Annotated in this window: 18 protein-coding genes and 1 pseudogene; 11 read left to right on the top strand and 8 right to left on the bottom strand. The window is 64.8% G+C overall.

The window, feature by feature from the left end; all coding sequences use genetic code 11:
* Positions 1–3: 3 nt before the first annotated feature.
* Positions 4–777, bottom strand: a complete 774-nt coding sequence (locus tag AC5O5R_RS08645) for a class I SAM-dependent methyltransferase (RefSeq protein WP_172221354.1) — start codon at positions 775–777, stop codon at positions 4–6.
* 85 nt (positions 778–862) lie between these two features.
* Here AC5O5R_RS08645 and gloB point away from each other — a divergent pair, with 85 nt between their 5' ends.
* From gloB to AC5O5R_RS08590, 11 genes and pseudogenes are all read left to right on the top strand, one after another.
* Complete coding sequence (gene gloB / locus AC5O5R_RS08640; RefSeq protein ID WP_172288236.1) at positions 863–1,642, top strand: hydroxyacylglutathione hydrolase; 780 nt, start codon at positions 863–865, stop codon at positions 1,640–1,642.
* A 100-nt stretch (positions 1,643–1,742) separates the two neighbouring features.
* A complete protein-coding gene (locus AC5O5R_RS08635) occupies positions 1,743–3,173 on the top strand; it encodes a lytic transglycosylase domain-containing protein (protein ID WP_172221360.1) in 1,431 nt (476 codons plus the stop codon).
* 219 nt (positions 3,174–3,392) lie between these two features.
* Positions 3,393–5,222: an extracellular solute-binding protein gene (locus AC5O5R_RS08630; protein ID WP_218583498.1), complete on the top strand. Its 1,830-nt coding sequence runs from the start codon at positions 3,393–3,395 to the stop codon at positions 5,220–5,222.
* On the top strand, positions 5,219–7,054 hold the full coding sequence (locus AC5O5R_RS08625; protein ID WP_494512333.1) for an extracellular solute-binding protein: 1,836 nt from the start codon (positions 5,219–5,221) through the stop codon (positions 7,052–7,054). The genes AC5O5R_RS08630 and AC5O5R_RS08625 overlap by 4 nt, the downstream gene beginning before the upstream one ends.
* 1 nt (position 7,055) lies before the next feature.
* The gene (locus tag AC5O5R_RS08620) at positions 7,056–8,129 is read left to right on the top strand and encodes a microcin C ABC transporter permease YejB (protein ID WP_494512332.1); all 1,074 of its coding nucleotides are present in this window, start codon (positions 7,056–7,058) and stop codon (positions 8,127–8,129) included.
* Position 8,130: 1 nt separating this feature from the next.
* Positions 8,131–9,150, top strand: coding sequence for an ABC transporter permease (locus AC5O5R_RS08615; RefSeq protein WP_494515177.1), 1,020 nt, complete (start codon positions 8,131–8,133; stop codon positions 9,148–9,150).
* Between the two features lies 1 nt (position 9,151).
* The gene (locus tag AC5O5R_RS08610; RefSeq protein ID WP_494515176.1) at positions 9,152–10,762 is read left to right on the top strand and encodes an ABC transporter ATP-binding protein; all 1,611 of its coding nucleotides are present in this window, start codon (positions 9,152–9,154) and stop codon (positions 10,760–10,762) included.
* A 435-nt stretch (positions 10,763–11,197) separates the two neighbouring features.
* Positions 11,198–11,437: pseudogene (locus AC5O5R_RS08605) on the top strand (hypothetical protein); the annotation flags it as partial.
* 160 nt (positions 11,438–11,597) lie between these two features.
* Positions 11,598–11,861: a DUF3077 domain-containing protein gene (locus tag AC5O5R_RS08600; RefSeq protein WP_172287516.1), complete on the top strand. Its 264-nt coding sequence runs from the start codon at positions 11,598–11,600 to the stop codon at positions 11,859–11,861.
* A gap of 213 nt (positions 11,862–12,074) precedes the next feature.
* Positions 12,075–15,005, top strand: a complete 2,931-nt coding sequence (locus AC5O5R_RS08595; protein ID WP_494515175.1) for an aminotransferase — start codon at positions 12,075–12,077, stop codon at positions 15,003–15,005.
* Positions 15,006–15,166: 161 nt separating this feature from the next.
* Positions 15,167–16,072: a LysR family transcriptional regulator gene (locus AC5O5R_RS08590; protein WP_494515174.1), complete on the top strand. Its 906-nt coding sequence runs from the start codon at positions 15,167–15,169 to the stop codon at positions 16,070–16,072.
* A gap of 148 nt (positions 16,073–16,220) precedes the next feature.
* Here AC5O5R_RS08590 and AC5O5R_RS08585 read toward each other — a convergent pair whose 3' ends face one another.
* The 7 genes from AC5O5R_RS08585 to AC5O5R_RS08555 all read right to left on the bottom strand — a co-directional run bounded on the left by AC5O5R_RS08585 (position 16,221) and on the right by AC5O5R_RS08555 (position 25,441).
* Complete coding sequence (locus tag AC5O5R_RS08585) at positions 16,221–16,922, bottom strand: response regulator (RefSeq protein ID WP_494515173.1); 702 nt, start codon at positions 16,920–16,922, stop codon at positions 16,221–16,223.
* The gene (locus tag AC5O5R_RS08580) at positions 16,919–19,573 is read right to left on the bottom strand and encodes a DUF4118 domain-containing protein (RefSeq protein ID WP_172224067.1); all 2,655 of its coding nucleotides are present in this window, start codon (positions 19,571–19,573) and stop codon (positions 16,919–16,921) included. The genes AC5O5R_RS08585 and AC5O5R_RS08580 overlap by 4 nt, the downstream gene beginning before the upstream one ends.
* A gap of 160 nt (positions 19,574–19,733) precedes the next feature.
* On the bottom strand, positions 19,734–20,285 hold the full coding sequence (gene kdpC / locus AC5O5R_RS08575) for a potassium-transporting ATPase subunit KdpC (RefSeq protein WP_494515172.1): 552 nt from the start codon (positions 20,283–20,285) through the stop codon (positions 19,734–19,736).
* Positions 20,286–20,295: 10 nt separating this feature from the next.
* Complete coding sequence (gene kdpB / locus AC5O5R_RS08570) at positions 20,296–22,350, bottom strand: potassium-transporting ATPase subunit KdpB (RefSeq protein ID WP_172288502.1); 2,055 nt, start codon at positions 22,348–22,350, stop codon at positions 20,296–20,298.
* 9 nt (positions 22,351–22,359) lie between these two features.
* Complete coding sequence (kdpA, locus tag AC5O5R_RS08565) at positions 22,360–24,054, bottom strand: potassium-transporting ATPase subunit KdpA (RefSeq protein ID WP_172224078.1); 1,695 nt, start codon at positions 24,052–24,054, stop codon at positions 22,360–22,362.
* Positions 24,055–24,062: 8 nt separating this feature from the next.
* Positions 24,063–24,152: a K(+)-transporting ATPase subunit F gene (gene kdpF / locus AC5O5R_RS08560; protein ID WP_172224081.1), complete on the bottom strand. Its 90-nt coding sequence runs from the start codon at positions 24,150–24,152 to the stop codon at positions 24,063–24,065.
* Between the two features lie 236 nt (positions 24,153–24,388).
* The gene (locus tag AC5O5R_RS08555; protein WP_172224084.1) at positions 24,389–25,441 is read right to left on the bottom strand and encodes an AI-2E family transporter; all 1,053 of its coding nucleotides are present in this window, start codon (positions 25,439–25,441) and stop codon (positions 24,389–24,391) included.
* Positions 25,442–25,443: the final 2 nt, after the last annotated feature.

Below are 25,443 nucleotides of genomic sequence, written 5' to 3'. Positions count from 1 at the left end.
TGTTCAGTGCTTTTCAGTGTCCGGGTTGGCCGCCGTACGATTGACCTTGGCCAGTGGCAGCGGCAGCAGCTTGCCCATGGGTTCGCGGCGCTCCGGGCGTAACGGCCGCAGGCCGACCACCATCTTGCGCGCCACCAGCAGGTACACCCCGCCGCCAGCGCCCTGCCAGCCGCCGGCTAGCCGTTCCCAGCCCTCCAGGCGTTGCTGCCAGGCCGGTGAGGCAAGCGGCGGACGATAGCACCCGAAGCGGCGTTTCTCCAGCGCGAAGCCCAGCAGGTTCAGCCAGTCGCCCACCCGTGACGCCGAGATGCAGCGCGCCTTGCGCAATGCGCCGTGGCTGAAGAAGTGACGCATGCCCCAGCTGCTCCACGGGTTGATGCCAACGATCAGCAGGTGCCCGCCCGGGCGCACCGCACTGGCGGCCTCGCGCAGCAGGCCATGGGGTGACAGGCAGAAGTCCAGGCCGTGCTGCAGCACCACCACGTCGGCGGCATGCTCGCTGAGCGGCCAGGCCTGCTCCTCGCACACTATCTCCACCCCCGGCAGGGGTGCGCCGAGGCGCACGTTGCGCTGGACCTGGGGGGCGCTGGGCGGCGGCTCGGCGCCTGGCCCGTAGTGCACAAGATAACCACCAAAGAAGCGCCCGAGCTCTTCTTCCAGCAGTTTTTCCTCCTCCTTGAGCATCAGCTGGCCGAGTGGGCCGTTGAACCACTCACGGGCCAGGCTGATCAGCTTGACCCAGTCCGGGTCGGCCTGGGCAAAGGCTTGGTCGGTCATTGCGCTCTCCCTTGAAGGTTCTCGCACCGCGCCATCGCGGCTAAGATGGCCACATGTGCCACGCTAGGCGAACCGGATCCGCACCATGATACAGATCAAAGCTCTCCCCGCTTTCTCCGACAACTACATCTGGTTGTTACAGGATACTGCCAAACGCCGCTGTGCGGTGGTCGATCCGGGTGATGCCGGCCCAGTGGAACGCTGGCTGTCGGCCCACCCCGAGTGGGTGTTGAGCGACATTCTCATCACTCACCACCACAACGACCATGTGGGTGGTGTGGAACGGCTCAGGCAATTGACCGGCGCACGGGTCTGCGGCCCGGCCAAAGAGCGCATCCCGTGCCGCGAACTGGCACTTGACGAAGGTGATCAGGTAACCGTCCTGGGCGTGACGTTCGAGGTGCTGGCAGTACCTGGCCATACCCTGGGGCATATCGCATTCTTCAGTGACCAGCCGCCAACGCCCGTGCTATTCAGCGGCGACACCCTGTTTGCCGCCGGTTGCGGGCGCATGTTCGAAGGTAGGCCCGAGCAGATGCAACCTGCCCTGGCCCGCCTGGCAGCGCTGCCGGAGTCGACCGAAGTGTATTGCGCCCACGAATATACCCTGAGCAACTTGCGGTTCGCCAAGGCCGTGGAACCTACCAACCCACACGTTCAGCAACGCTTCGAAGACGTTACCCGCTTGCGTGCCGAAAATCGCATCACCTTGCCATCAACGATCGGTATGGAGCGCCTGACCAACCCCTTCCTGCGCACCTCTGAAACATTAGTTAAACAAAAAGCAGACGAATGGAAGGGACATTCAAACACCTCGCATGTCGCTGTTTTTGCTGCCTTGAGGTCTTGGAAGGACACCTTCTGATAACCGCAAGATATATCGCAGTTGATGCTCAAAGGTTGACCCGGCCGGGAGCGGTTTCTAGAATCGCCAAAATTTTTCGCCCGGATACCTGTCTCAGCCGATGTCTTCCAGTAGCCGCAGAACCTCTCATTCCGTCGCCCTGACGCGCCTGGCCCAGGTCAGTGCGCTGGCCCTGGCCGCCACCCTGGTGGGCTGCCAGAGCACCCGTCAGCTCGACGAATCCGATAGCGTTCGCGCGCACAACTACCAGGCGCGGATCAAGCACAAACCTGCCCCGCTGCTGGTCAAGCCGGTCGAGCAGGCGCCGCAGGACGTGTGGGAGCGCATGCGCCAGGGCTTCGCCCTGCAGGACAGCATCGACGTCAACCCGCGCATCGAGCAGCAGCGCCTGTGGTTCGCCAGCAATCCGACCTTCATCGAAAGCGCTGGCGAGCGCGGCAGCCTCTACCTGCACTACATTGTCGAGCGGCTTGAAGAGCGCGACATGCCGCTGGAGCTGGCCCTGCTGCCGGCCATCGAGAGCGCCTACAACCCGATGGCCTACTCCCGCGCCAGCGCTGCCGGCATGTGGCAATTCATGCCGGCGACTGGCCGCCACTTCAACCTGCGCCAGACCAACTTCTACGATGGCCGCCGCGACATCACCGCCTCGACCAACGCTGCGCTGGACTACCTCACTCGCCTGCACGACATGTTCAACGGCGACTGGCTGCTGGCCCTGGCCGCCTACAACTCCGGCGAAGGCACGGTCAGCCGCGCCATCGAGCGCAACGAGCGCCTTGGCCTGCCGACCGACTACTGGAACCTGCCGCTGCCGCAGGAAACCCGCGACTACGTGCCCAAGCTGCTGGCGCTGTCGCAGGTGGTGCTTACCCCCGAGGCGTACGGGGTCAACCTGAACCCGATCGCCAACGAGCCGTACTTCGAAGCGGTGGCCATCAATGACCGCCTCGACCTGTCGCGCGTTGCCGCCTTTGCCAACATTGACGAAGACGAGCTGATCCAGCTGAACCCGGCCTTCAAGAAGCGCATGACCGTGGACGGCCCCAAGCAACTGCTGGTGCCCACCGCCAAGGCGCAACTGTTGAGCGACAGCCTGTCCAACCTCAACCCCGAGCAGCTGGTCGCCCTGCAGCCGAACAAGGCCGTGTTCGCCCGTGCCGTGGCTGAAACCAGGGCACCCGTGGCGGCACGCAGCTACCGGGTCAAGCGCGGCGACAACCTGGGTGCCATCGCCAAGGCCAATCGTGTCTCGGTCAAGGACATCAAACGCTGGAACCGCATGTCCGGCAACAGCCTGCGTGCCGGCCAGGTACTGGCACTGCGCGGTGGCAATGCCCCCAGCGCTGCTGGCAACCGGGTAGCTTCATCGGGCAAGCGCACCACGCAGTACAAGGTACGCAAGGGCGACTCGCTGTACCTGGTGGCCAAGCGCTTCAACGTCGAAATGAAACACCTCAAGCGCTGGAACCCGCGCAGCGGCCATGCCCTGAAGCCAGGCCAGACCCTGACCGTCTACCTCTCGCATTGATAAAAAAACTGGGGCCGCTCCGCGCCCCATCGCCGGCAAACCAGCTCCCACCCTGATCGCACCGACTTCAAGCCATATGCAGTACCTGTGGGAGCTGGCTTGCCGGCGATGGGCTGCAAAGCGGCCCCTTGCAATCCTCTGGGCGGCACTCTTTTTCCAACCCTACCAAGCTGTTACTGTACCCGATCAAAGCCCAACGCCTCTGGATCGGATGCCGACTTGATACGTCCCCTCCTGCTGTCAATCAGCCTGGCCTTGAGCTTCCCCGCAGCCGCGATGGTGAGCGAAAGCCACGGATACGCGCAGTTCGGCACGCTCAAGTACCCAGCCACCTTCACCCACTTCGACTGGGTCAACCCGCAAGCGCCCAAGGGCGGCACCTTGCGGGCCATGGCTTTTGGCACCTTCGATACCCTCAACCCCTACACCTTCAAGGGGTCGAGCCCGATCACCACGCCCAATTTCCAGCAATACGGTATCAGCGAGCTGAACGAGCCGCTGATGGTCGGCACCGGCCAGTACGACCCGTCCGGCGACGAACCCACCTCCAGCTACGGCCTTATCGCCCGCTCGGTGGAGTACAGCGAAGACCGCAGCTGGGTCGTGTTCAACCTGCGCCCGGAAGCTCGCTGGCATGACGGCCAGCCGATTACCTCGGCAGACGTGGCCTTCTCCTACCGCACACTGCTAAAGGACGGCCACCCGATGTACCGCACCAACCTGCAGGAAGTGCAGCGGGTGGACATCCTCGGCCCGCAGCGCATCCGCTTCGTGTTCAAACGCGCCGGCAACCCGCTGCTGATCCTGCGCCTTGGCGAAATGCCGGTGCTGCCCAAGCATTACTGGCAAAAGCGCGACTTCAAGGCCACCACCTTCGAGCCGCCGCTGGGCAGCGGCCCCTATCGCATCAGCGAAGTCCAGCCCGGGCGCCGACTGGTGTTCGAACGGGTGAAGAACTACTGGGGCAAGGACCTGGCGGTCAACCGTGGCAAGTACAACTTCAAGCGCGTGGAATACGAGTTCTACCGCGACGCCACGGTGGCCTTCGAAGCGTTCAAGGCCGGCGAGTTCGACATCTACATCGAGCACCAGGCGAAGAACTGGGCCAACGGCTACACCTTCCCGGCCGTGCGCCGTGGCGAGGTGATCAAGGCACAGATCCCGCACCGCATCCCCACGCAAACCCAGGGCCTGTTCATGAACAGCCGCCGGGCCACCTTCAGCGACCCGCGGGTACGCCAGGCGCTGGGGCTGATGCTCGATTTCGAATGGACCAACCGCGCGCTGTTCAGTAGCGCCTACCGCCGCTCGACCAGCTATTACCCCAACAGCGAGTTTGCCGCCAGCGGCCTGCCGACCGGCAAGGAGTGGCTGCTGCTGGCGCCGTTCCGCGACCAGTTGCCTGCCAAGCTGTTCAGCGAACCCTACAAGGTCAGCCAGACCGACGGCCGTGGCATCAACCGCCAGACCCTGCGCCAGGCCCTCGGGCTGCTGGCCGAGGCCGGCTGGAAGCTGAACGGCCAGCGCCTGGTCGACAGCAAGGGCCAGCAGCTGCGCATGGAGCTGCTGCTGGTAAACCCCAATCTTGAACGCATCCTGCAACCTTATGTCGAAAATCTGTCCAGCATCGGCATCGATGCGCGCTTGCGCACGGTCGACCGCGCCCAGTACAAACAACGCCTGGACCAGTTCGATTTCGACATGATTCTGATGACCCTTAACCAGACCCTGAGCCCCGGCCTCGAACAGTGGCTGTACTTCCATTCCAGCCAGGCCGCGACCAAGGGCAGCAAGAACTATGCTGGGGTCAAGGACCCGGTGGTCGACCACCTGCTCGACACCCTTCTGGCTGCGCGCACCCGCGACGACCAGGTCGCCGCCGCCCGCGCCCTGGACCGAGTGCTCTCATGGCAGTACTACATGATCCCCAACTGGTACCTCGACAACCATCGCCTGGCCTACCGCAACCGGTTCGCCTTCGTCACCACGCCGCCCTACACCCTTGGGCTGAACAGCTGGTGGATCAAGACTTCGGAGAAAGCCCAATGACGCCAACGCACCGCCTGCGCCGGCTGGCAGGCAGCCTGTTGCTCGCCTGCCTGAGCCTTCCTGCCCTGGCCGCACCGCAGCACGCGCTGACCCTGTACGACGAGCCACCCAAGTACCCCGCCGACTTCAAGCACTTCGACTACGTCAACCCCGACGCGCCCAAGGGCGGCACCTTCCGCCAGTCCAGCTTCGGCGGCTTCGACAGCCTCAACCCGTTCATCAACAAAGGCGTGTCGGCCGAGAACATCAGCAGCATCTACGACACCCTGATGCGCCAGAGCCAGGACGAGCCGTTCACCGAGTACGGCCTGGTGGCCGGCAAGATCGAAAAAGCCCCGGACAACAGCTGGGTGCGCTTCTATCTGCGCCCTGAGGCGCGCTTCCATGACGGCCACCCGATACGCGCCGACGACGTGGTGTTCACCTTCAACGCATTGATCAAGGACGGTGCGCCGCTGTACCGCCAGTACTACGCCGACGTCGCCGAAGTGGTCGCCGAAGACCCGCTGAAGGTGCTGTTCAAGTTCAAGCACCACAACAACCGCGAGCTGCCGCTGATTCTCGGCCAGCTGCCGGTATTGCCCAAGCACTGGTACCAGAACCGCGACTTCAACCGCGGCAACCTGGAAATCCCGCTGGGCAGCGGCCCGTACAAGGTCGCCGAGGTCAAGGCCGGGCGTTCGGTGCGCTACGAGCGGGTCAAGGACTACTGGGCCAAGGACCTGCCGATCAACCGCGGTTTCTACAACTTCGACGTCATGACCTTCGACTCGTACCGCGACACCACCGTCGCCCTTGAAGCACTCAAGGCCGGGGCGTTCGACTATGCCCTGGAAGTCAGCGCGAAGAACTGGGCCACCGCCTACAACGTGCCGGCCGTGCGCGACGGCCGCCTGATCAAGGAGGAGCTGCCCAACGGCAACCCCACCGGTATGCAGGGCTTCATCTTCAACATCCGCCGCCCGGTGTTCCAGGACGTGCGCGTGCGCCAGGCGCTGAGCCTGCTGCTGGACTACGAGTGGACTAACAAGCAGCTGTTCAACGGCGCCTACACCCGCACCGGCAGCTACTTCGACAACTCGGAAATGGCCGCCCACGGCCTGCCCGACGCCAGCGAGCTGAAGATCCTCGAGCCGTTGCGCGGCAAGGTTCCCGAGCAAGTGTTCAGCGAAGCGTTCCACAACCCGGTCAGCGACGGCAGCGGCATGATCCGCGAGCAGCAGCGTCAGGCCTACAAACTGCTGCAGGAGGCCGGCTGGAAAATCGTCGACGACAAGATGGTCGACGCCCAAGGCAAGCCGGTCAGCATAGAGTTCCTGCTGGCACAGACCGAGTTCGAGCGCATCCTGCTGCCGTTCAAGCGCAACCTGGCCGACCTCGGCATCGAGCTGAACATCCGCAGGGTCGACGTGTCGCAATACATCACCCGTCTGCGTTCACGTGACTACGACATGATCGTCGGCGGCTATCCGCAGTCCAACTCGCCGGGCAACGAACAGCGCGAGTTCTGGTCCAGTGCCGCCGCCGACAACCCCGGCAGCCGCAATTTCATCGGCCTGCGCGACCCGGCCATCGACCAGCTGGTGGAACAGCTGATCAACGCCGACTCGCGGCAAAGCCTGATCGACCACTGCCGCGCCCTGGACCGTGTGCTGCTGTGGGGCTACTACGTGATCCCCAACTGGCACATCAAGACCTGGCGCGTGGCCTACTGGAACCACATCGGCCACCCGAAGGTGTCGCCCAAGTACGACATCGGCATCGACACCTGGTGGATCAAGCCCGAGGTGACCCCGGCGGTCAGCACGGCCCCTGCGGACGAGGCCGAATAATATGCTGGCCTACATCCTGCGCCGCCTGCTGCTGATCATCCCGACCCTGTTAGGCATCCTGGTCATCAACTTCATCATCGTCCAGGCCGCCCCCGGCGGCCCGGTCGAGCAGATGATCGCCAAGCTCGAAGGCTTCGAAGGCGCCACCAGCCGCATCGCCGGTGGCGGCGCCGAGGTTTCCGTGGCCGGCTCCAACTACCGTGGCGCCCAGGGGCTGGACCCGGCGCTGATCGCCGAAATCGAGCGGATGTACGGCTTCGACAAGTCGCCGCCCGAACGCCTGTGGATCATGATCAAGAACTACGCCCAGCTGGACTTCGGCGACAGCTTCTTCCGCGATGCCAAGGTCATCGACCTGATCATCGAGAAGATGCCGGTGTCGATTTCGCTGGGGCTGTGGAGCACGCTGATCATGTACCTGGTGTCGATCCCGCTGGGCATCGCCAAGGCCGTGCGCCACGGCAGCCATTTCGACGTGTGGACCAGTTCGGCGATCATCGTCGGCTACGCCATTCCGGCGTTCCTGTTCGCCATCCTGCTGATCGTGCTGTTCGCCGGCGGCAGCTACTTCGACTGGTTCCCGCTGCGCGGCCTCACCTCCAACAACTTCGACGAGCTGAGTACCACCGGCAAGGTGCTGGACTACTTCTGGCATCTGGTGCTGCCGATTACCGCGCTGGTCATCGGCAACTTTGCCACCATGACCCTGCTGACCAAGAACAGCTTCCTGGACGAAATCAACAAGCAGTACGTGGTCACCGCCAAGGCCAAGGGCCTGAGCCGGCCACGGGTGCTGTATGGCCACGTGTTCCGCAACGCCATGCTGCTGGTGATCGCCGGCTTCCCCTCGGCGTTCATCGGCATCTTCTTCACCGGCTCTTTGCTGATCGAGGTGATCTTCAGCCTCGACGGCCTGGGCCTGATGAGCTTCGAGGCGGCCATCAACCGCGACTATCCGGTGGTCTTCGGCACCCTGTTCATCTTCACCCTGCTGGGGCTGGTGGTGAAACTGATCGGCGACCTGACCTATACCCTGGTCGATCCGCGCATCGACTTCGCCAGCCGGGAGCACTGACATGGCCTTGTCCCCTCTCAACCGCCGGCGCTTCGAGCGTTTCAAGGCCAACCGCCGTGGCTGGTGGTCGCTGTGGCTGTTCCTGATCCTGTTCGGCCTCAGCCTGGGCGCCGAGCTGATCGCCAACGACAAGCCGATTGCCGTGCGTTACGACGGCGAGTGGTACTTCCCGGCGTTCAAGCGCTACCCGGAAACCACCTTCGGCGGCGAGTTCCCGCTGGAAGCCAACTACAAGAGCCCGTACATCCGCGAGCTGCTGGCGAAGAAAGACAGCTTCGTGCTGTGGGCGCCGATCCCGTTCAGCTATCAGAGCATCAACTACGACCTGCGCGTACCGGCCCCGGCCCCGCCCTCGGCGGACAACCTGCTGGGCACCGACGACCAGGGGCGCGACGTGCTGGCGCGGGTGATCTACGGCTTCCGCGTTTCGGTACTGTTCGCCCTCACCTTGACCATCCTCAGCTCCATCATCGGGGTCATCGCCGGGGCGCTGCAGGGGTTCTATGGCGGCTGGGTCGACCTGGTCGGACAACGCTTCCTGGAAATCTGGTCCGGCTTGCCGGTGCTTTACCTGCTGATCATCCTCGCCAGCTTCGTGCAGCCGAATTTCTGGTGGCTGCTGGGAATCATGCTGCTGTTCTCGTGGATGAGCCTGGTGGACGTGGTACGCGCCGAGTTCCTGCGCGGGCGCAACCTGGAATACGTGCGCGCCGCCCGCGCCCTGGGCATGCGCAACGGCGGAATCATGTACCGGCACATCCTGCCCAACGCGATGATTTCGACCATGACCTTCATGCCGTTCATTCTCACTGGCGCCATCGGTACCCTGACCGCGCTGGACTTCCTTGGCTTTGGCCTGCCCGCAGGTTCGCCGTCGCTGGGCGAGCTGGTGGCCCAGGGCAAGTCCAACCTGCAAGCCCCGTGGCTGGGCATCAGCGCCTTCGCGGTGCTGGCGCTGATGCTGAGCCTGCTGGTGTTCATCGGCGAATCCGCCCGCGACGCCTTCGACCCGAGGAAGTGACATGAGTGAACAGAACCTGATCGAAGTGCGGGACCTGGCCGTGGAGTTCGTCACCGGCGACCAGGTCAACCGGGTGGTCGATGGCATCAGCTTTGACATCCGCAAGGGCGAGACGCTGGCATTGGTAGGCGAAAGTGGCTCGGGCAAATCGGTTACTGCGCACTCGATCCTGCGCCTGCTGCCGTACCCTCTGGCGCGCCACCCCAGCGGCAGCATCCAGTACGAGGGCAAAGACCTGCTGCAGCAGAACGAGAAGACCCTGCAACGCATTCGCGGCAACCGCATTGCGATGATCTTCCAGGAGCCGATGACCTCGCTGAACCCGCTGCACTGCATCGAAAAGCAGATCAACGAAATCCTCCTGCTGCACAAAGGCCTCACCGGCAAGGCAGCCACCGCCCGCACGCTGGAGCTGCTGGAGCTGGTCGGTATTCCCGAACCGCGCAAGCGCCTGAAAGCCCTCCCCCACGAACTGTCTGGCGGGCAGCGCCAGCGGGTGATGATCGCCATGGCGCTGGCCAACGAGCCAGAGCTGCTGATTGCCGACGAACCCACCACGGCGCTGGATGTGACCGTGCAGCTCAAGATTCTCGACCTGCTCAAAGACCTGCAGGTGCGCTTGGGCATGGCCTTGCTTCTGATCAGCCATGACCTCAATCTGGTGCGGCGCATCGCTCACCGCGTGTGCGTGATGCAGCGCGGGCAGATTGTCGAGCAGGCCGACTGCGCCACGCTGTTCAGCGCGCCGCAGCACCACTACACGCAGATGTTGATCAATGCCGAGCCCAGCGGGCTGCCGGCGCACAACCCGGTGGGGGCACCGTTGCTGGAGGTGGATGACCTCAAGGTATGGTTCCCGATCAAGAAGGGCTTTCTGCGGCGCACGGTTGACCACGTGAAAGCGGTGGACGGCGTCAACTTCAGCTTGCCGCAGGGGCAGACGCTGGGGATTGTCGGCGAGTCCGGGTCGGGCAAGTCGACGTTGGGCCTGGCCATTCTGCGCCTGATCTCCAGTCAAGGTGGCATTCGTTTTCACGGGCAGAACCTGGACGCCTTGAATCAGCAGGCCGTGCGCCCGTTGCGGCGGGAAATGCAGGTGGTGTTCCAGGACCCGTTTGGCAGCCTGAGCCCGCGCATGTGTGTGGCGGATATCGTTGGCGAAGGGTTGCGTATTCACCGCATTGGCACCGCAGCCGAGCAGGAAGCGGCCATTGTCGCGGCCCTGGAGGAAGTGGGGCTGGATCCGCGTACTCGCCATCGTTATCCCCATGAGTTTTCCGGCGGACAGCGCCAGCGCATCGCCATTGCCAGGGCGCTGGTGCTGAAGCCGGCGCTGATCCTGCTGGATGAACCCACATCCGCGCTGGACCGCACCGTGCAGCGGCAGGTGGTGGAGTTGCTGCGTAATCTGCAGCAGAAGTACAACCTGACGTACCTGTTCATCAGCCATGACCTGGCGGTGGTGAAGGCGCTGAGTCACCAGTTGATGGTGATCAAGCACGGGCAGGTGGTGGAGCAAGGGGATGCACAGGCGATATTTCATGCGCCGCAGCATCCGTATACACGGCAGTTGCTGGAGGCGGCGTTTTTGGAGGTGGATGCCGTAAGCTAGCTTTTGGGGGCCGCTCTGCCGCCCATCGCCGGCAAGCCAGCTCCCACCCCGACCGCGCAGTCTCCAAGACTTGCGCTATCCCTGTGGGAGCTGGCTTGCCGGCGATGGGCCGCAGAGCGGCCCGCTTCTGGAGCGGTAAGATCAGATTTACCCCCTTCCTTGTAGGCCATTTCCCAAACATACTCCTGCCGCGCATTTTCCGTTGCCGCTGCTCCGGCAGCGCTCTAGTCTCGGCATGTCGTTGCTCGTCAACGATACAGCTTTGACAGGCTGTGACGGTAAATCGTATGCGGTTCGCCATTATGGCGGCTGTACGTGCGGGCACGCTTGCGTGCGCCGGAACTTACGATTTCCACCGGTCTGTCAACCCACGTACAGCTGCCACCCAACTGTTTGACAGCAGGGAGGAGGCGGCACCTACAACGGTAAATCGTAATGTTGAAAGTCGTCCCCGATCCACCCCACAACCCCCATTCCCTCGAAGACACCCTGATCCAGGCCACCGACTACGCGCTCTGCGCCGCCACCGTGGTACATCAGGCCTTGCTGCTGCAGCCCAAATCACCTGCTTCGATCTTGATGATGACCTCGATGCACGAGCTGGAGGCGCTACGGGCTTTGCTTGAGTCGGCATTGGTCCAGGTGCAGATGCCCACCGAGCCTCGAACGGCGCACTGCCTTTTGAATGATGTGTTGCCTGGGCGGGCCCTTTCGCGGGTAAACCCGCTCCCACAGGTACTGTGCAAGTCTTGAGGCAAGTGGGGAACCTGTAGGAGCGGGTTTACCCGCGAAAGGGCCCGCCCAGGCATTCGAGAACTTTCAGGGGGAAACAAAAATGACCACAGAAGACACTCAATTCACCGTTGGCAAAACCACCTTCTGCCAGGGCGAAAACGGCACCCACCCACTGTTTCGTATCGAGCCCGGCATCTCCTGCCGCGACGCCCGCGAGCAATCATCGGAGCTGATGGGCTACGTCCGCGAACTGACCATTACCGGCCTGATGGATGAAAAACCGATGATGATCTGGGCTGCGCACTATCTGAGCGCAATGGCCAAAGCGCTGATGGATGACGCCGAACTCGGCATGATGCGCTGAATCTGTGGTGGCCCGGGATCAGCTGGATTTCACACCTCGGAAGCCAGCCACTCCCCCGGGCAATCCTACTCCATCCGGCTGTTTCGTTTACTTCGATTACCGAATAGTTCAAAGCGTCAGTGATCAATTTTACTGACAACAATCGTCTTCCATCATCAGCCAGAAAGGGCATAAATTCTCCACCATCCACTCCCGGCACCAACGGTAGAGCCCATGTCCAGTCCACAACAGCCGCCCACTTCCCCAGCACTGGCGGCGCTGATCCAGCGCTCCGGCCTGCCCAGCCCTTCGCTCAGCGAAGCCCAGGCGCATGCCGTGCTACAAATGCACTATGGCCTCGCCGGCACGCTCACGGCCCTGGGCAGCCAGCAAGACCTGAACGTGCGCGTGGACGCGCCACAAGGCCGATTCGTGCTGAAGGCCTGTCACGGCAGCTATGCGCAACAGGAACTGGAAGCACAGCACGCCGCCCTGTCCTACCTGCGCGATCAGGGCTTGCCGGTGCCAGCCGCACGCACGGCCACCAGCGGCCAGCAGTTACTGGACCTGGAGATAGACGGCCAACCGTTGCGCCTGCGCCTGCTCGATTACATCGACGGCCAACCCCTCACCCGTCTCAAGCACATGCAACCACGGCTTATGGGCGAACTGGGCGGGCTCTGCGCCCGGCTGGACAAAGCGCTGGCCAACTTCGACCACCCAGGCCTGGTGCGCACCCTGCAATGGGATCCGCAGCATGCCCAGGCACTGATCGGTCATCTGCTGCCGGTGCTGCAGGACAGCGCGCAGCGCGCTCGCATCGAACGCGCTACCCGCCAAGCCTGCGAGCGCCTGACACCCCTGGTTGATCAACTGCCAAGTCAGGCCGTGCACCTGGACATCACCGACGACAACACCGTGTGGGCCCGTGATGCCCAGCGCCAGTGGCAACTGCAAGGCGTGATTGATTTCGGCGACCTGCTACGCACCTGGCGCATCGCCGACCTGTCGGTGACTTGCGCTGCGCTGTTGCACCACGCCGAGGGCGACCCACTGCGCATCCTGCCAGCCGTGCAGGCCTATCAGGCACTCAACCCGCTGACCGAGGCGGAACTGCGCGCCCTGTGGCCGTTGGTAGTAAACCGCGCTGCCGTACTGGTGCTGAGCAGCGAACAGCAGCTGGCTATTGACCCCGGCAACCAGTACACCCGCGACAACATCGCTCACGAATGGGAAATCTTCGACACTGCCACCGCCGTGCCTTTCACCCTGATGGAAGCGGCCATCCTGCAAGCTGCGGGCTTGCAAGCCAAGGTGCCGGACTTGAACGGTTGCGCCCGGTTGCTCCCTGACCTCTCCGGGCAGGCTGTGTCCCGGGTAGACCTGGGGGTACTCAGCTCACTCTGCGAAGCCGGTAACTGGGAACAACCCGGTTTCGACCAGCATCTGCTGACTGCACAAGCCGCCCCGGCCTGCAGCCTGCATGGGCAATATCGCCTGTCGCAAACCCACATCGACAGCCCCGAAGAGCCCGCCACCTGCGCCCTCGGCGTAGAGCTGCACGTGCCCAACGGCAGCCTGGTGCAAGCGCCCGCACCCGGCACCTGGGAGCGCCACGGCGACGGCCGAGGCTGCCTGCGCACCGCGCACTGGGCGTTGTTGCTGCAGGGACTGGAAGACGCACCGGCAGACGGCCAGGGCGTGGAAAAAGGCCAGTCGCTGGGCACTACTTGTGGCTTCCTCAGCGTGCAGCTGTGCCTGGACAACGGCATTCAGCCGCCTTTCTTTGCCACCCCATCCCACGCCGCTGCCTGGCTGGCCCTGTGCCCGTCGCCAGCCGCACTGCTGGGCTTCGATTGCGATGCCCAGCCGCTACCCGATCCGCAAGCCCTGCTAGCCCGCCGCGACGCCAGCTTCGCCCGTTCGCAGAAGCACTACTACGCGCAGCCGCCGCATATCGAGCGCGGCTGGCGCAACTACCTGATCGACATGCAGGGCCGTTCGTACCTGGACATGCTCAACAACGTCGCGGTGCTAGGCCATGGCCACCCACGCATGGTCGCCGAGTCGGCGCGGCAGTGGTCACTGCTGAACACCAACTCGCGCTTCCACTACGCGGCAATCACCGAGTTTTCCGAGCGCCTGCTAGCCCTGGCGCCCGAAGGTTTCGACCGGGTGTTCATGGTCAACAGCGGCACCGAAGCCAACGACCTGGCGATTCGCCTGGCCTGGGCCTACAGCGGCGGGCGTGACTTGCTCAGCGTGCTGGAGGCCTACCACGGCTGGTCGGTGGCAACCGATGCCATCTCCACCTCCATCGCCGACAACCCGCAAGCGCTGGAAACCCGCCCGGACTGGGTGCACCCGGTCGAGGCACCAAACACCTTCCGTGGCCGCTTCCGCGGTCCCAACAGCGCCACCGACTACTTGCAGGACGTCGACGCCAAGCTGGCCGACCTCGACGCCCGCGGTCGCCAGCTGGCCGGCATCATCTGTGAGCCGGTGTACGGCAATGCCGGGGGCATCTCGCTACCGGCGGGCTACTTGCAGGATGCGTATGCCAAGGTCCGCGCCCGTGGCGGCGTGTGCATCGCCGACGAGGTACAGGTGGGGTACGGCCGCCTGGGTGAGTACTTCTGGGGCTTCGAGGAACAGGGCGTGGTGCCGGATATCATCACCATGGCCAAGGGCATGGGCAACGGCCAGCCACTGGGTGTGGTCATCACCCGCCGCGAAATCGCCGAAGCGCTGGAAGCCGAGGGCTACTTCTTCTCCTCGGCCGGTGGCAGCCCGGTCAGCTGTCGCATCGGCATGGCGGTGCTGGACGTGATGCAGGAAGAAGGCCTGTGGGACAACGCCCGCGACACCGGGCGCTACTTCAAGGCCCGCTTGCAGGCGCTGGTGGACAAGCACCCGCTGGCTGGCGCTGCACATGGCTCTGGCTTCTACCTGGGGCTGGAGCTGGTGCGTGACCGCGCAACCCTGGAACCGGCCACCGAGGAAACCATGACCTTGTGCGACCGCCTGCGTGAACTGGGCATCTTCATGCAGCCGACCGGCGATTACCTGAACATCCTCAAGATCAAGCCACCGATGTGCACTACGCGGGCAAGCGTGGACTACTTTGTCGACAGCATCGACCGGGTGCTTGGCGAAGGGCTGTAGGGGTTGAGTGGTGGCTGAAGGTACAGGCCTTTGGAGTTGCTGCGTCTATGAGATCGAGCGCCGCGCGGGCGGCGCTCGATCTCACCGGCGCTGCAAATCCCATGGCAAGCCCGAGGCAGCCAGTTACATTACCCACATCACTTACAACAGGTTTTGTGAACATGGCCTTTACCAGCGACTCCCTGGCAATCTTTCTCGCCGTGATGGATGCCGGGTCGTTTTCCGCCGCCGCGCGCAAGCTGGGCCGTGTACCTTCGGCGGTGAGCATGGCCATCGCCCAACTGGAAGCAGAACTGGACCTGGTGCTGTTCGACCGGGCCACCCGCAAGGCCTTGCCCACCAGCGCCGCCCTGGCGCTGGAGCCTCAGGCCCGGCAGGTGATCTGCCAGCTCAACCTGCTGGACGCCCAGGCCTTGCAGTTGCACAAAGGCCTGGAAAAACGCCTGACCATCGCCATGGCGCCCGAGTTGCAGACCGGCCGCTGGAGCCAACCACTGGTAACGCTGGCAGAAGAATTCCCCAGCCTGGAAATCGAAGTGCGTACAGCCACCCAGACCGAAGCCATCCGCCTGCTGCACGAGGGCAGCGTGCAACTGGCGCTGGTGTTCGAACGGCCCGGCATCGACGAGCGCGAGTCGTTTCTGGAAGCTGGCAGCCAGTTGCTGGTGGCCGTCGCGTCACCGCGCCATCCGGCGGGTCAGAACAGCGGCACACCCTTGCCCGAAGAGGCATTCGCCGAACAGCGGCAGATCATCGTCGCCTCGGGCAAGGCCACCGGGTCGGACCCGCGCATGGTGCTGTCGCGGCGTATCTGGCTGACCGACAGCTACCTGGCCACGCTGGACCTGGTGCAATCCGGCCTCGGGTGGGCCTACCTGCCAGAGCCGCTGGTTGAACCGTTGATCGCGTCGGGCGCGCTGGCAGAAGTGCGTTTCGACAACATGGCCAGCCGCTTGCGCCTGTGGGTCGACATCATCTGGCTCAAGCCACGCCCGCTAGGCCTGGGGGCGCGGCGCTATCTGGAAGTCGTGCGCCAGCTTTTCGAGACGGAGCCACCAAGAGCCTGAGATGCCACAGCACGAGGCCTTGATCATGATTCAGAAGCTAGCGCGATCCCTGTGGGAGCGGCTTCAGCCGCGAACACCGACGAAGCCGATGCCATCCATCGCGTCGCCTGCTTCGAGGGCGCGCCCGCTCCCACAAAGGCCGCGCCAGTCAATCAGGATGCGACGGGGCCACCAACCGATACCCTACCCCCGCCTCGGTAACGATGAAGCGCGGCGCCGTGGGGTCATCCCCCAGCTTCTGACGCAGGTGCCCGACCACGATCCGCAAGTAATGGGTGTCCTCCACATGGGTAGCCCCCCAGATATCCTTGAGCAATTGCTGCTGGGTAATCACCCGTCCGGGGTGGCCGGCCAGGAGCGCCAGTAGCGCGTACTCCTTGCGGGTCAGCGCGACCTCCACGCCATCCAGGGTCACCCGGCGAAAAGCAAAGTCCACAGTCAATGGCCCAAAGCTCGCCGACACTTCCGAACCAGCGGCCTGGGGTACCTGGCGCAACAGGGCACGCACCCGGGCCAGAAACTCCTGGATGCCAAACGGCTTGGTCACATAGTCATTGGCGCCGCCATCGAGTGCATCGACCTTCTGCACTTCACTGGCGCGCACCGACAACACCATCACCGGCACCGTGCTCCACTCGCGCAGCTCGCGCAGCACCTGCTGGCCGTCCATGTCCGGCAGGCCGAGGTCGAGCACCACCAGGTCCGGTTTGCCCAATGCCGCCTGGGCCAGCCCTTCGCCGCCGGTAGCCGCCTCGATCACCTTGTAGCCCTGCGAGGTCAGGCTGATACGCAGGAACTTGCGGATCTGCGGTTCGTCGTCGATGACCAACAGGGTGGCGGACTGGCTCATGGGGTTTCGCTTTCGGCTTCAGGTTGAGGGGGCAGCGGCAAGCATAAAGTGATGCCGGTGCCCTGGCCATCAATGCCTTCGCCCACCAGAATCTGCCCGCCATGGGCGCCGATCATGCCCTGGCAGATGGCCAGGCCCAGGCCGGTGCCCTGCCCGCCACGGTCGCCACGGGCTGCGGTGTAGAACATATCGAAGATCTTCTCGCGGTCGGCCACGGGAATGCCGGGCCCCTGGTCGAACACGGCAAAGCGCAATTGACTGTCCTGCACCGATACCTGCAACGCCAGCCGGCCATTGGCCGGCGAGAACCGTGCAGCATTTTCCAGCACATTGACCAACGCCTGCTCGATCAGTGCTGCATGCACGAACAATAACGGCAGCTCGACTGGCACATCAGTGTGCACGCGCAACGGCGCCAGCACCACGCGCAGGCGATTGAGGGCGCTGCCGACAATATCCCCCGGGGCTACCCAGTCGCGGGCCAGCTTGAGCCCGCCGTGGCCCAGGCGGGTCATGTCCAGCAGGTTCTGGATGTAGCGATCGAGGCGCTCAGCCTCATTGCGGGTGCCTTCCAGCAATTCGCGGCGGTCGTCGACCGGGATCGCTTCGCCCAGCGCCAGCAGGCTGTCGATGCTGCCGCGCATGGCGGTCAATGGCGTGCGCAGGTCATGGGACACGGACGCCAGCAAGGCACTGCGCAACTGCTCGGTTTCGCCGTGCAGGCGCGCGGCCTCAAGCTGTTCGGCCAGACGCGCGCGCGCCAGCGCCTGGGCCAGCGGCTGGCCAAGCGCAACCAGCAAGCGCCGACGCGGGTCGCTGAGCGGCTGCCCCGCACGCGGGCGCACACCGAGCAATGCCAAGGGTTGCTCGTCCACCGCCAGCGGGCACCACCACCAGCGGCCATTGGGCAAGGTGTCGCTGCCGTGGCCGGCCGCCTGACCGTGCTGCCAGGCCCAGTCGGCGGCGGCGCGCTCGGTGTCGCTGAAGGCGTGGGCCTCACCGCTGGCTACCGTCAGCTGGCCTTCGACGTTGCGCTCCAGCAGGCACACCTGCAGGTCTTGCCAGCCGCCCAGATGCTGGCCGGCGGCATTGAACACTGCCTGGCGGTCGGTGGCCACCGTCAGCCGGCGCGACAGGTCGAGCAACTGGCTGGTCTGCGCCTGGGTCTCGCGCAGCGCCTGCAGCTGGCGGCGCTGGCGGGCGGCCAGGTTGCCGGTAAGCGCCGCCATCAACAGGAAGAACACCAGGGTCAGCACGTCTTCTTCGCGCTGGATGCTGAACGAGAAATTGGGCGGGATGAACAAGAAGTCGTAAGTCAGGAACGACAGCGCCGCGCAGGCCAGCGCAGGCCCCAGGCTGCTGCGTACCGCGACCAGCAACACCGCCGCCAGGAATACCAGCGAGATATTGGGTAGCGCCAGCACACTCGATACCGCCCAGGCCAGGCCCGCCGCCATGACCGTGGCCAGTAGCGCCAGCAGGTAATGGCGCCACACCCACACCCGCCGCACAGCCGAACGCGGCGCTTGCGCCTGCACATCGCGGTCCAGCACGTTGATCTCCAGGCCATGGCTTTCGCGCAGTAGCCGCGCAGCCACCCCTGCGCCGAACAGGCGCCGGCGAAGGCGGTCGCGGGACTGCCCGACCAGTACCAGGCTGGCGCGCCGCTCGGCAGCATGCTGGATCAGTGTGCGGGCCACTTCGCCGGCGCGCAGCAATACCACCTCCCCGCCCAGGCGCTCGGCCAGTTGCTGCGCGGCCTGCAGGCGATGGCGGGCGGTTTCGTCGCGCAGGCGGCCGTTGTCCACATGCACCAGGCTCCAGGGCAGGTGGCGGCGCTGGGCCACGCGGCTGGCATGGCGCACCAGGCGTTCGGCCTGGTCATCGCCATCCACGCCCACCAGCAGCCGCCCGCGCAGGGTCGGGGCCTCCTGACCACGCTGGCGATAGCCGTGGGCCAGGTCGGCATCGACCTGGGCGGCGGCGGTCTGCATGGCCATTTCACGCAAGGCGGTGAGGTTGGTCTGCGAGAAGAATGCATCGATGGCCGCCCGCGCCTGCTCGGGCACATACACCTTGCCTTCGCGCAGGCGCTCGAGCAGTTCGCGCGGCGGCAAGTCGATCAGCACCAGCTCGAAAGCTTCCTGCAGCACCCAGTCCGGCAGGGTTTCGCGCACGTGCACGCCGGTGATGTCGCGGACCTTGTCGTTGAGGCTTTCCAGGTGCTGGACGTTGACCGTGGTGTACACATCGACGCCTGCGGCCAGCAGCTCCTGCACGTCTTGCCAACGCTTGGCGTGCCGGCTGCGGGGGGCGTTGGTGTGGGCCAGTTCATCGACCAGCACCAGGGTTGGGGTGGCCTTGAGCAAGCCGTCCAGGTCCATCTCTTCCAGGGTGACACCGCGGTACTGGCTGCGTAGCAAAGGCTGCTGCTGAAGGCCAGCCAGCAAGGCTTCGGTTTCGGCGCGGCCGTGGGTTTCGACAACCCCGGCCAGCACCTGCACCCCCTGGCGCTGCTGGGCGTGGGCCGCCTGGAGCATGGCGAAGGTCTTGCCGACCCCAGGGGCGGCACCCAGAAACACCTTGAGCCGACCCCGGCCGATTCGCGGGAGGGTGGCCAACAGCGCGTCTGCGCGGGTGGAATCACTCATGTTTCATCCTTTGATTTTACTGCGGCCTGCGGCATTCCCGGGCCTGCCGCGCAGGCCATCGCCGGCAAGCCAGGCTCCCACAGGTACTGCACAAGGCTTGGAGCGATGCGGTCGGGGTGGGAGCTGGCTTGCCGGCGATGGGCCGCGCAGCGGCCCCATTTCAGTGGTTCAGTTGCTCAAGCATCCGGTTCATCGCCAGCACATTGACCACGGGCGGGCCGATCAATGGGTGGAGGGTGGCCTCTTCCAGCAGGGCTTGCAAGCGCGCCACCGGCAACTGCCGCGCCGCCGCCACCCGCGGAATCTGGTAAGCCACCGCCTCCGGTGGCAAGTGCGGGTCAAGGCCGCTGGCCGAAGTGGTCAGCAACGCCTGCGGCACCGGCCCCTGCTGCGCCTGGTACAGCGCAGCCGCCTCCCCCTTGACCCGCTCGGCCAGCACCGGGTTGCTCGGCGAAAGGTTGCTGGCACTGCTGGCGACGGTGGCGTAAGCGCCTGCCGAAGGCCGCGAATGGAACCAGCCATCGCCCTGGAAATCCTGGGCAATCAGCGCCGAACCTCGCACCTGCCCCTGGTCATCGCGCACCAGGCTGCCATTGGCCTGCTCCGGGAACACCACCTGGGCTATGCCCGTCACTGCCAGCGGGTAGAGCGCACCCGTGACCAAGGTCATCAACAAAGCCAGGCTCACCGCCGGGCGTACATAAGTAGTCATGTCGGCCTCCTCAGACCAGCTGCAGGGCATTGAGCAGCAGATCGATCAGCTTGATCCCGGCAAACGGCACGACAATGCCGCCCAGCCCGTAGATCAGCAGGTTGCGCCGCAGCAGGTGCGCCGCGCTCGCCGCCTGCACCCGCACGCCACGCAGCGCCAGCGGGATCAGCACGATGATGATCAGCGCGTTGAACACGATGGCCGACAGGATCGCGCTTTGCGGGCTGGCCAGATGCATCAGGTTGAGCACACCCAGCTGCGGATAGATGGCGGCGAACAGCGCCGGCAGGATGGCGAAATACTTGGCCACGTCGTTGGCGATGGAGAATGTGGTCAGTGCACCTCGGGTCACCAGCAGCTCCTTGCCGACCTGGACCACGTCCAGCAGCTTGGTCGGGTCGCTGTCCAGGTCGACCATGTTGGCCGCCTCGCGCGCCGCCTGGGTGCCGTCGTTCATGGCCATGCCCACGTCTGCCTGGGCCAGTGCCGGGGCGTCGTTGGCGCCGTCGCCGCACATGGCCACCAGGCGGCCGTCGTTCTGTTCCTGGCGGATGCGCGCCAGCTTTTTCTCGGGGGTGGCCTCGGCGAGTACGTCATCCACCCCCGCCTCGGCAGCGATGGCGGCGGCGGTCAGCGGGTTGTCGCCGGTCACCATCACCGTGCGGATACCCAGTTTGCGCAACTCGGCGAAGCGCTCGCGAATGCCGGGCTTGACCACGTCCTTGAGGTGGATCACGCCCAGCAGGCGCTGGTCGACGCACACCAGCAGCGGCGTACCACCGCTCTGGGCAATGCGCTCCACTTCGCGGGCCAGCGCCGGGGGCATTTCCAGCCGCTGCATGCCGACGAACGCCAGCACTGCATCCACAGCACCCTTGCGATAGCGTCGCTGCTGCAGGTCGATGCCCGAAAGGCGGGTCTCGGCGCTAAAGGCTACTGCGTCGAACTGGCCGGCAGGCGGCTCGACGAAGTCGTGCAACTGCCGCAGGTACTCGACAATCGATTTGCCTTCGGCAGTATCGTCCGCCAGCGAGGCCAGCAAGGCGCCCTCCCCCAGTTCCCGGGCGGTGATGCCCGGTGCGGCATGCAGGGCACTGCAGCGGCGGTTGCCGAAGGTGATGGTGCCGGTCTTGTCGAGCATCAGTGTGTGCACGTCCCCGGCCGCCTCCACCGCCCGGCCCGAACGGGCGATGACGTTCAGCCGCACCAGCCGGTCCATGCCAGCGATGCCGATGGCCGACAGCAGGCCGCCGATGGTTGTGGGGATCAGCGTTACCAGCAACGCAGCCAGGAAGATCAGCGGCAGGCTGCCGCCGGCAAAATGGGCGAACGGCTGCAAGGTCACCACCACGACCAGAAAGATCAGGGTCAGGCCGATCAGCAGGATGTCGAGAGCGATCTCGTTGGGGGTTTTCTGCCGCTTGGCGCCCTCGACCAAGGCGATCATGCGGTCCAGGGTGGATTCACCCGGGTTGCTGGTGATGCGGATAAGCAGCCAGTCGGACACCAGCCGGGTGTTGCCGGTCACCGCCGAGCGGTCGCCACCGGATTCGCGAATCACCGGCGCGGACTCGCCGGTGATGGCGGCCTCGTTGACGGCGGCGATACCTTCTAGCACCTCGCCGTCACCAGGTATCATTTCGCCGGCCACCACGCGTACCACGTCGTCCTTGCGCAGTGCACTGGCGGCGACAGTCTCGTAGCTGCCATCGCGCTTGCGCCGCTGCGCGGTCAGGCCTTGGCTACCGGCTTTGAGGCTATCGGCGCGGGCCTTGCCCCGGCCTTCGGCCAAAGCTTCGGCGAAGTTGGCGAACAGCACGGTAAACCACAGCCACAAGGCGATCTGCACGGCAACACCGGTGCCTACGCCACTGCCAGGGGCTACGCACAATACGGTGGTCAGTGCTGCGGTCAGAGCCACTACCAGCATCACCGGCGAACGCCTGAGCTGGCGCGGGTCGAGCTTGACGAACGCCTGCACCAGCGCCGGGCGCCACAGCGCGGCGAAGCGGGTCTGGTCCTGGGCACTGTGCCGGGCGTTTGCTTCAGGAATGGGCATGTTCATGGTCGGTCCTCAGTAAGCCAGGCTCAGGTGTTCGGCGATTGGTCCAAGGGCCAGGGTCGGCAGGAAGGTCAGCCCCCCGACCAGCAGGATGGTCACCAGCAGCAGGCCGGTGAACAGCGCGCCGTGGGTGGGGAAGCTGTTCTGCCCCTGGGGCGCGCTCTTCTTCGCCGCCAGGCTGCCGGCCAAGGCCAGCACCGGCAGGATGTAGCCAAAGCGGCCGATGAGCATGGCCAGGCCAATCATCAGGTTGTGATACACGGTATTGGCGCCAAAACCGGCAAACGCCGAGCCATTGTTGGCGGTGCCCGAGGTGTAGGCGTACAGCAGCTGGCTGAAACCATGTGCGCCGGGGTTGCTGACCGCACCTGCCGGGCCCGACAGGCTGGCAGCGATGGCGCCGAGTACCAGCACGCCAACCGGCATCACCAGAAGTGTTGCCACCAACAGTTGTACCTCACGCGCCTGCAGTTTCTTGCCCAGGTATTCCGGCGTGCGACCGATCATCAGCCCGGCCAGGAACACCGCGATCAGCACGAACAGCACCATGCCGTACAGCCCTGCGCCGACGCCGCCGAAGATCACCTCGCCAACCATCATGTTGACCATCGCCACCATGCCGGTCAGCGGGTTGAGGCTGTCGTGCATGGCGTTTACCGAGCCGTTGGAGGCGGCAGTGGTGGTCACCGTCCACAGCACCGAGCCGGTAGTGCCGAAGCGGCTTTCCTTGCCTTCCATAGGCGCGCCCTGCTGTACCTGGGCGCCTTCAAGCGCCGGGTTGGGCTGGTACTCGGACCACAACGCCATACTGCCGCCAATCAGGAACAGCGCGAGCATGCAGGCCAGGATTGCGCGGCTTTGGCGCAGGTCCTTTACGTAGTGGCCGAAAGTGAACACCAGGGCTGCCGGGATCAGGATGATCGACGCCACCTCGAACAGGTTGCTCCAGGCAGTGGGGTTCTCGAACGGGTGCGCCGCGTTGACCCCGAAGAAGCCACCGCCGTTGGTACCCAGCTGCTTGATGGCGATCTGGCTGGCCGCCGGGCCCAGCGGGATGGTCTGCTCGGCACCTTGCAAGGTCACCGCGTGGGCGTAGTCGGCCAGGGTTTGCGGCACGCCCTGCCCTACCAGCAGCAGCGCCAGCAGCAGGCACAGCGGCAGCAAGCCGTAGAGGGTGGCGCGGGTCATGTCGACCCAGAAGTTGCCAAGGGTGTTGGCACTGCGCCGGGCAATACCGCGACACAGGGCAACCAGCACGGCCAGGCCGGTTGCGGCGCTGACGAAGTTCTGCACGGTCAGGCCGAGCATCTGGCTGAGGTAGCTGACTGATGCCTCACCGCTGTAGGCCTGCCAGTTGGTATTGGTGATGAAGCTCACGGCAGTATTGAACGCCAGCGACCATTCCTGGCCGGGCAAATGCTGCGGGTTGAGCGGCAGGTAGCCCTGCAATAGCAATACGGCGAACAACAGCAGGAACCCGGCCAGGTTGAACGCTACCAAGGCAAGGGTGTACTGGCGCCAGTTCTGCTCCTGGCTGGCGTTTACTCCCGCAAGCCGGTAGCAGCCCTGCTCGACCGGGCCCAGCAGCGGCGACAGCCAGGTGCGCTGGCCTTCCATGACCTTGAAGTAGAACCGCCCAAGCCAGGGTGCCGGGAGCAGCACGATGGCGAAAAATGCCAGGAGCAAGGCGTAATCGTGACTGTGCATGGCCGCTCCTAGCTGCGATCGGCGCGCAGCAGCGCCGCCAGCAGATAAAACGCCAAGGCCACTGCCAGCAGCAGTGACAGCCCTTCGAGCATGTTCATGAGTAGTTCTCCCCGTGGTGCGGCTTGGGCCGCTTTGGGGAGATTGTCCGAGGGAGGGGCGTAAAGGAGCGAGATCGGGTGGTGGGGAGAGGAATAAAGAAAGCGTAAAAATGTGGGCTTTGGGGGTGTCAGTGCCGGCCTCTTCGCGGGTAAGCCCGCACCTACCGGGACCTCATGGGTTCAGGCCTGAGAGATTCCGGTGGGAGCGGGTTTACCCGCCAAGAGGCCGGGACAGGCTACCGCTGAGGCGGCTGCTGCACGGCGTTACGGCTCCAGTCCAGCAACAGGCTGTAACCCACCGCCAACAGGGTCGGCCCGATGAACAGGCCGATGAAGCCAAACGCCAGCAAACCGCCGAACACCCCCAGCAACACGATCACCAACGGCAGGTTGCCGCCCCGGCTGATCAGGTACGGCTTGAGCACGTTGTCTACCCCACTGATGACGAACGTGCCCCAGATACCGAGGAACACCGCCATGCCATACTCGCCCTTCCACACCAGCCAGCCAGTGGCCGGTATCCAGGCCAGCGGCGGGCCCATGGGGATCAGGCTGAGCATGAAGGTCACCAGGCCCAGCACGATGGCACCAGGTACGCCGGCGATCAGGAAGCCGATCATTGCCAGCAGGCCCTGGGCGGCTGCAGTACCAATCACCCCGTTGACCACCCGCTGCACAGTGCCGGCCACCAGTTCCAGGTAGTACTCGGCGCGGTCACCCATCAGGCGCTGCAGCAGGCGCAGCACGAACGCCGCCAGGCGTGGCCCATCGCGGTAGAAGAAGAACACGAACACCAGGCTGAGGGTGAGCTCCAGCACGCCGCTGCCGATCTGCGCACTGCGCGCCAGCAGCCAGTTGCCCACCTGTCCCAGGTACGGCTTTACCGAAGCCAGCAAGGCGGCGCCCTGCTGGTCCAGCGATTGCCACCAGCTGACCAGCCGCTCGCCTACGAACGGAATGCTGCCCAGCCAGGCGGGGGCATCGGGCAGGCCGTCCACCTGCACGTCACGCACGAACGCGGTGGCGTCGCGTATGTGATCGGCCAGGTTGAAGCCCAGCCACACCAGCGGCAGGGCCACGATCAGGATCCAGGCAATGGTCAGCACGCTGGCCGCCAGGGTCTCGCGGCCGCCCAGCACGCGCGTCAGCAAACGCATCAATGGCCAGCTGGCAAAGGCCAGGATGGCCCCCCACAACAGCGCCGAAATGAACGGAGCCATGACCCACAGGCCGGCACCCAGCAACGCCAGCAGCAGGATCTGGATCAGCAGGCGGTCGTTGTTAACCATGT

The sequence above is a fragment of the Pseudomonas sp. 8_5_2 genome (assembly GCF_059295255.1).
The sequence above is the reverse complement of the archived record's forward strand: the minus strand, read 5'-3'. Positions and strand labels throughout refer to the sequence as shown.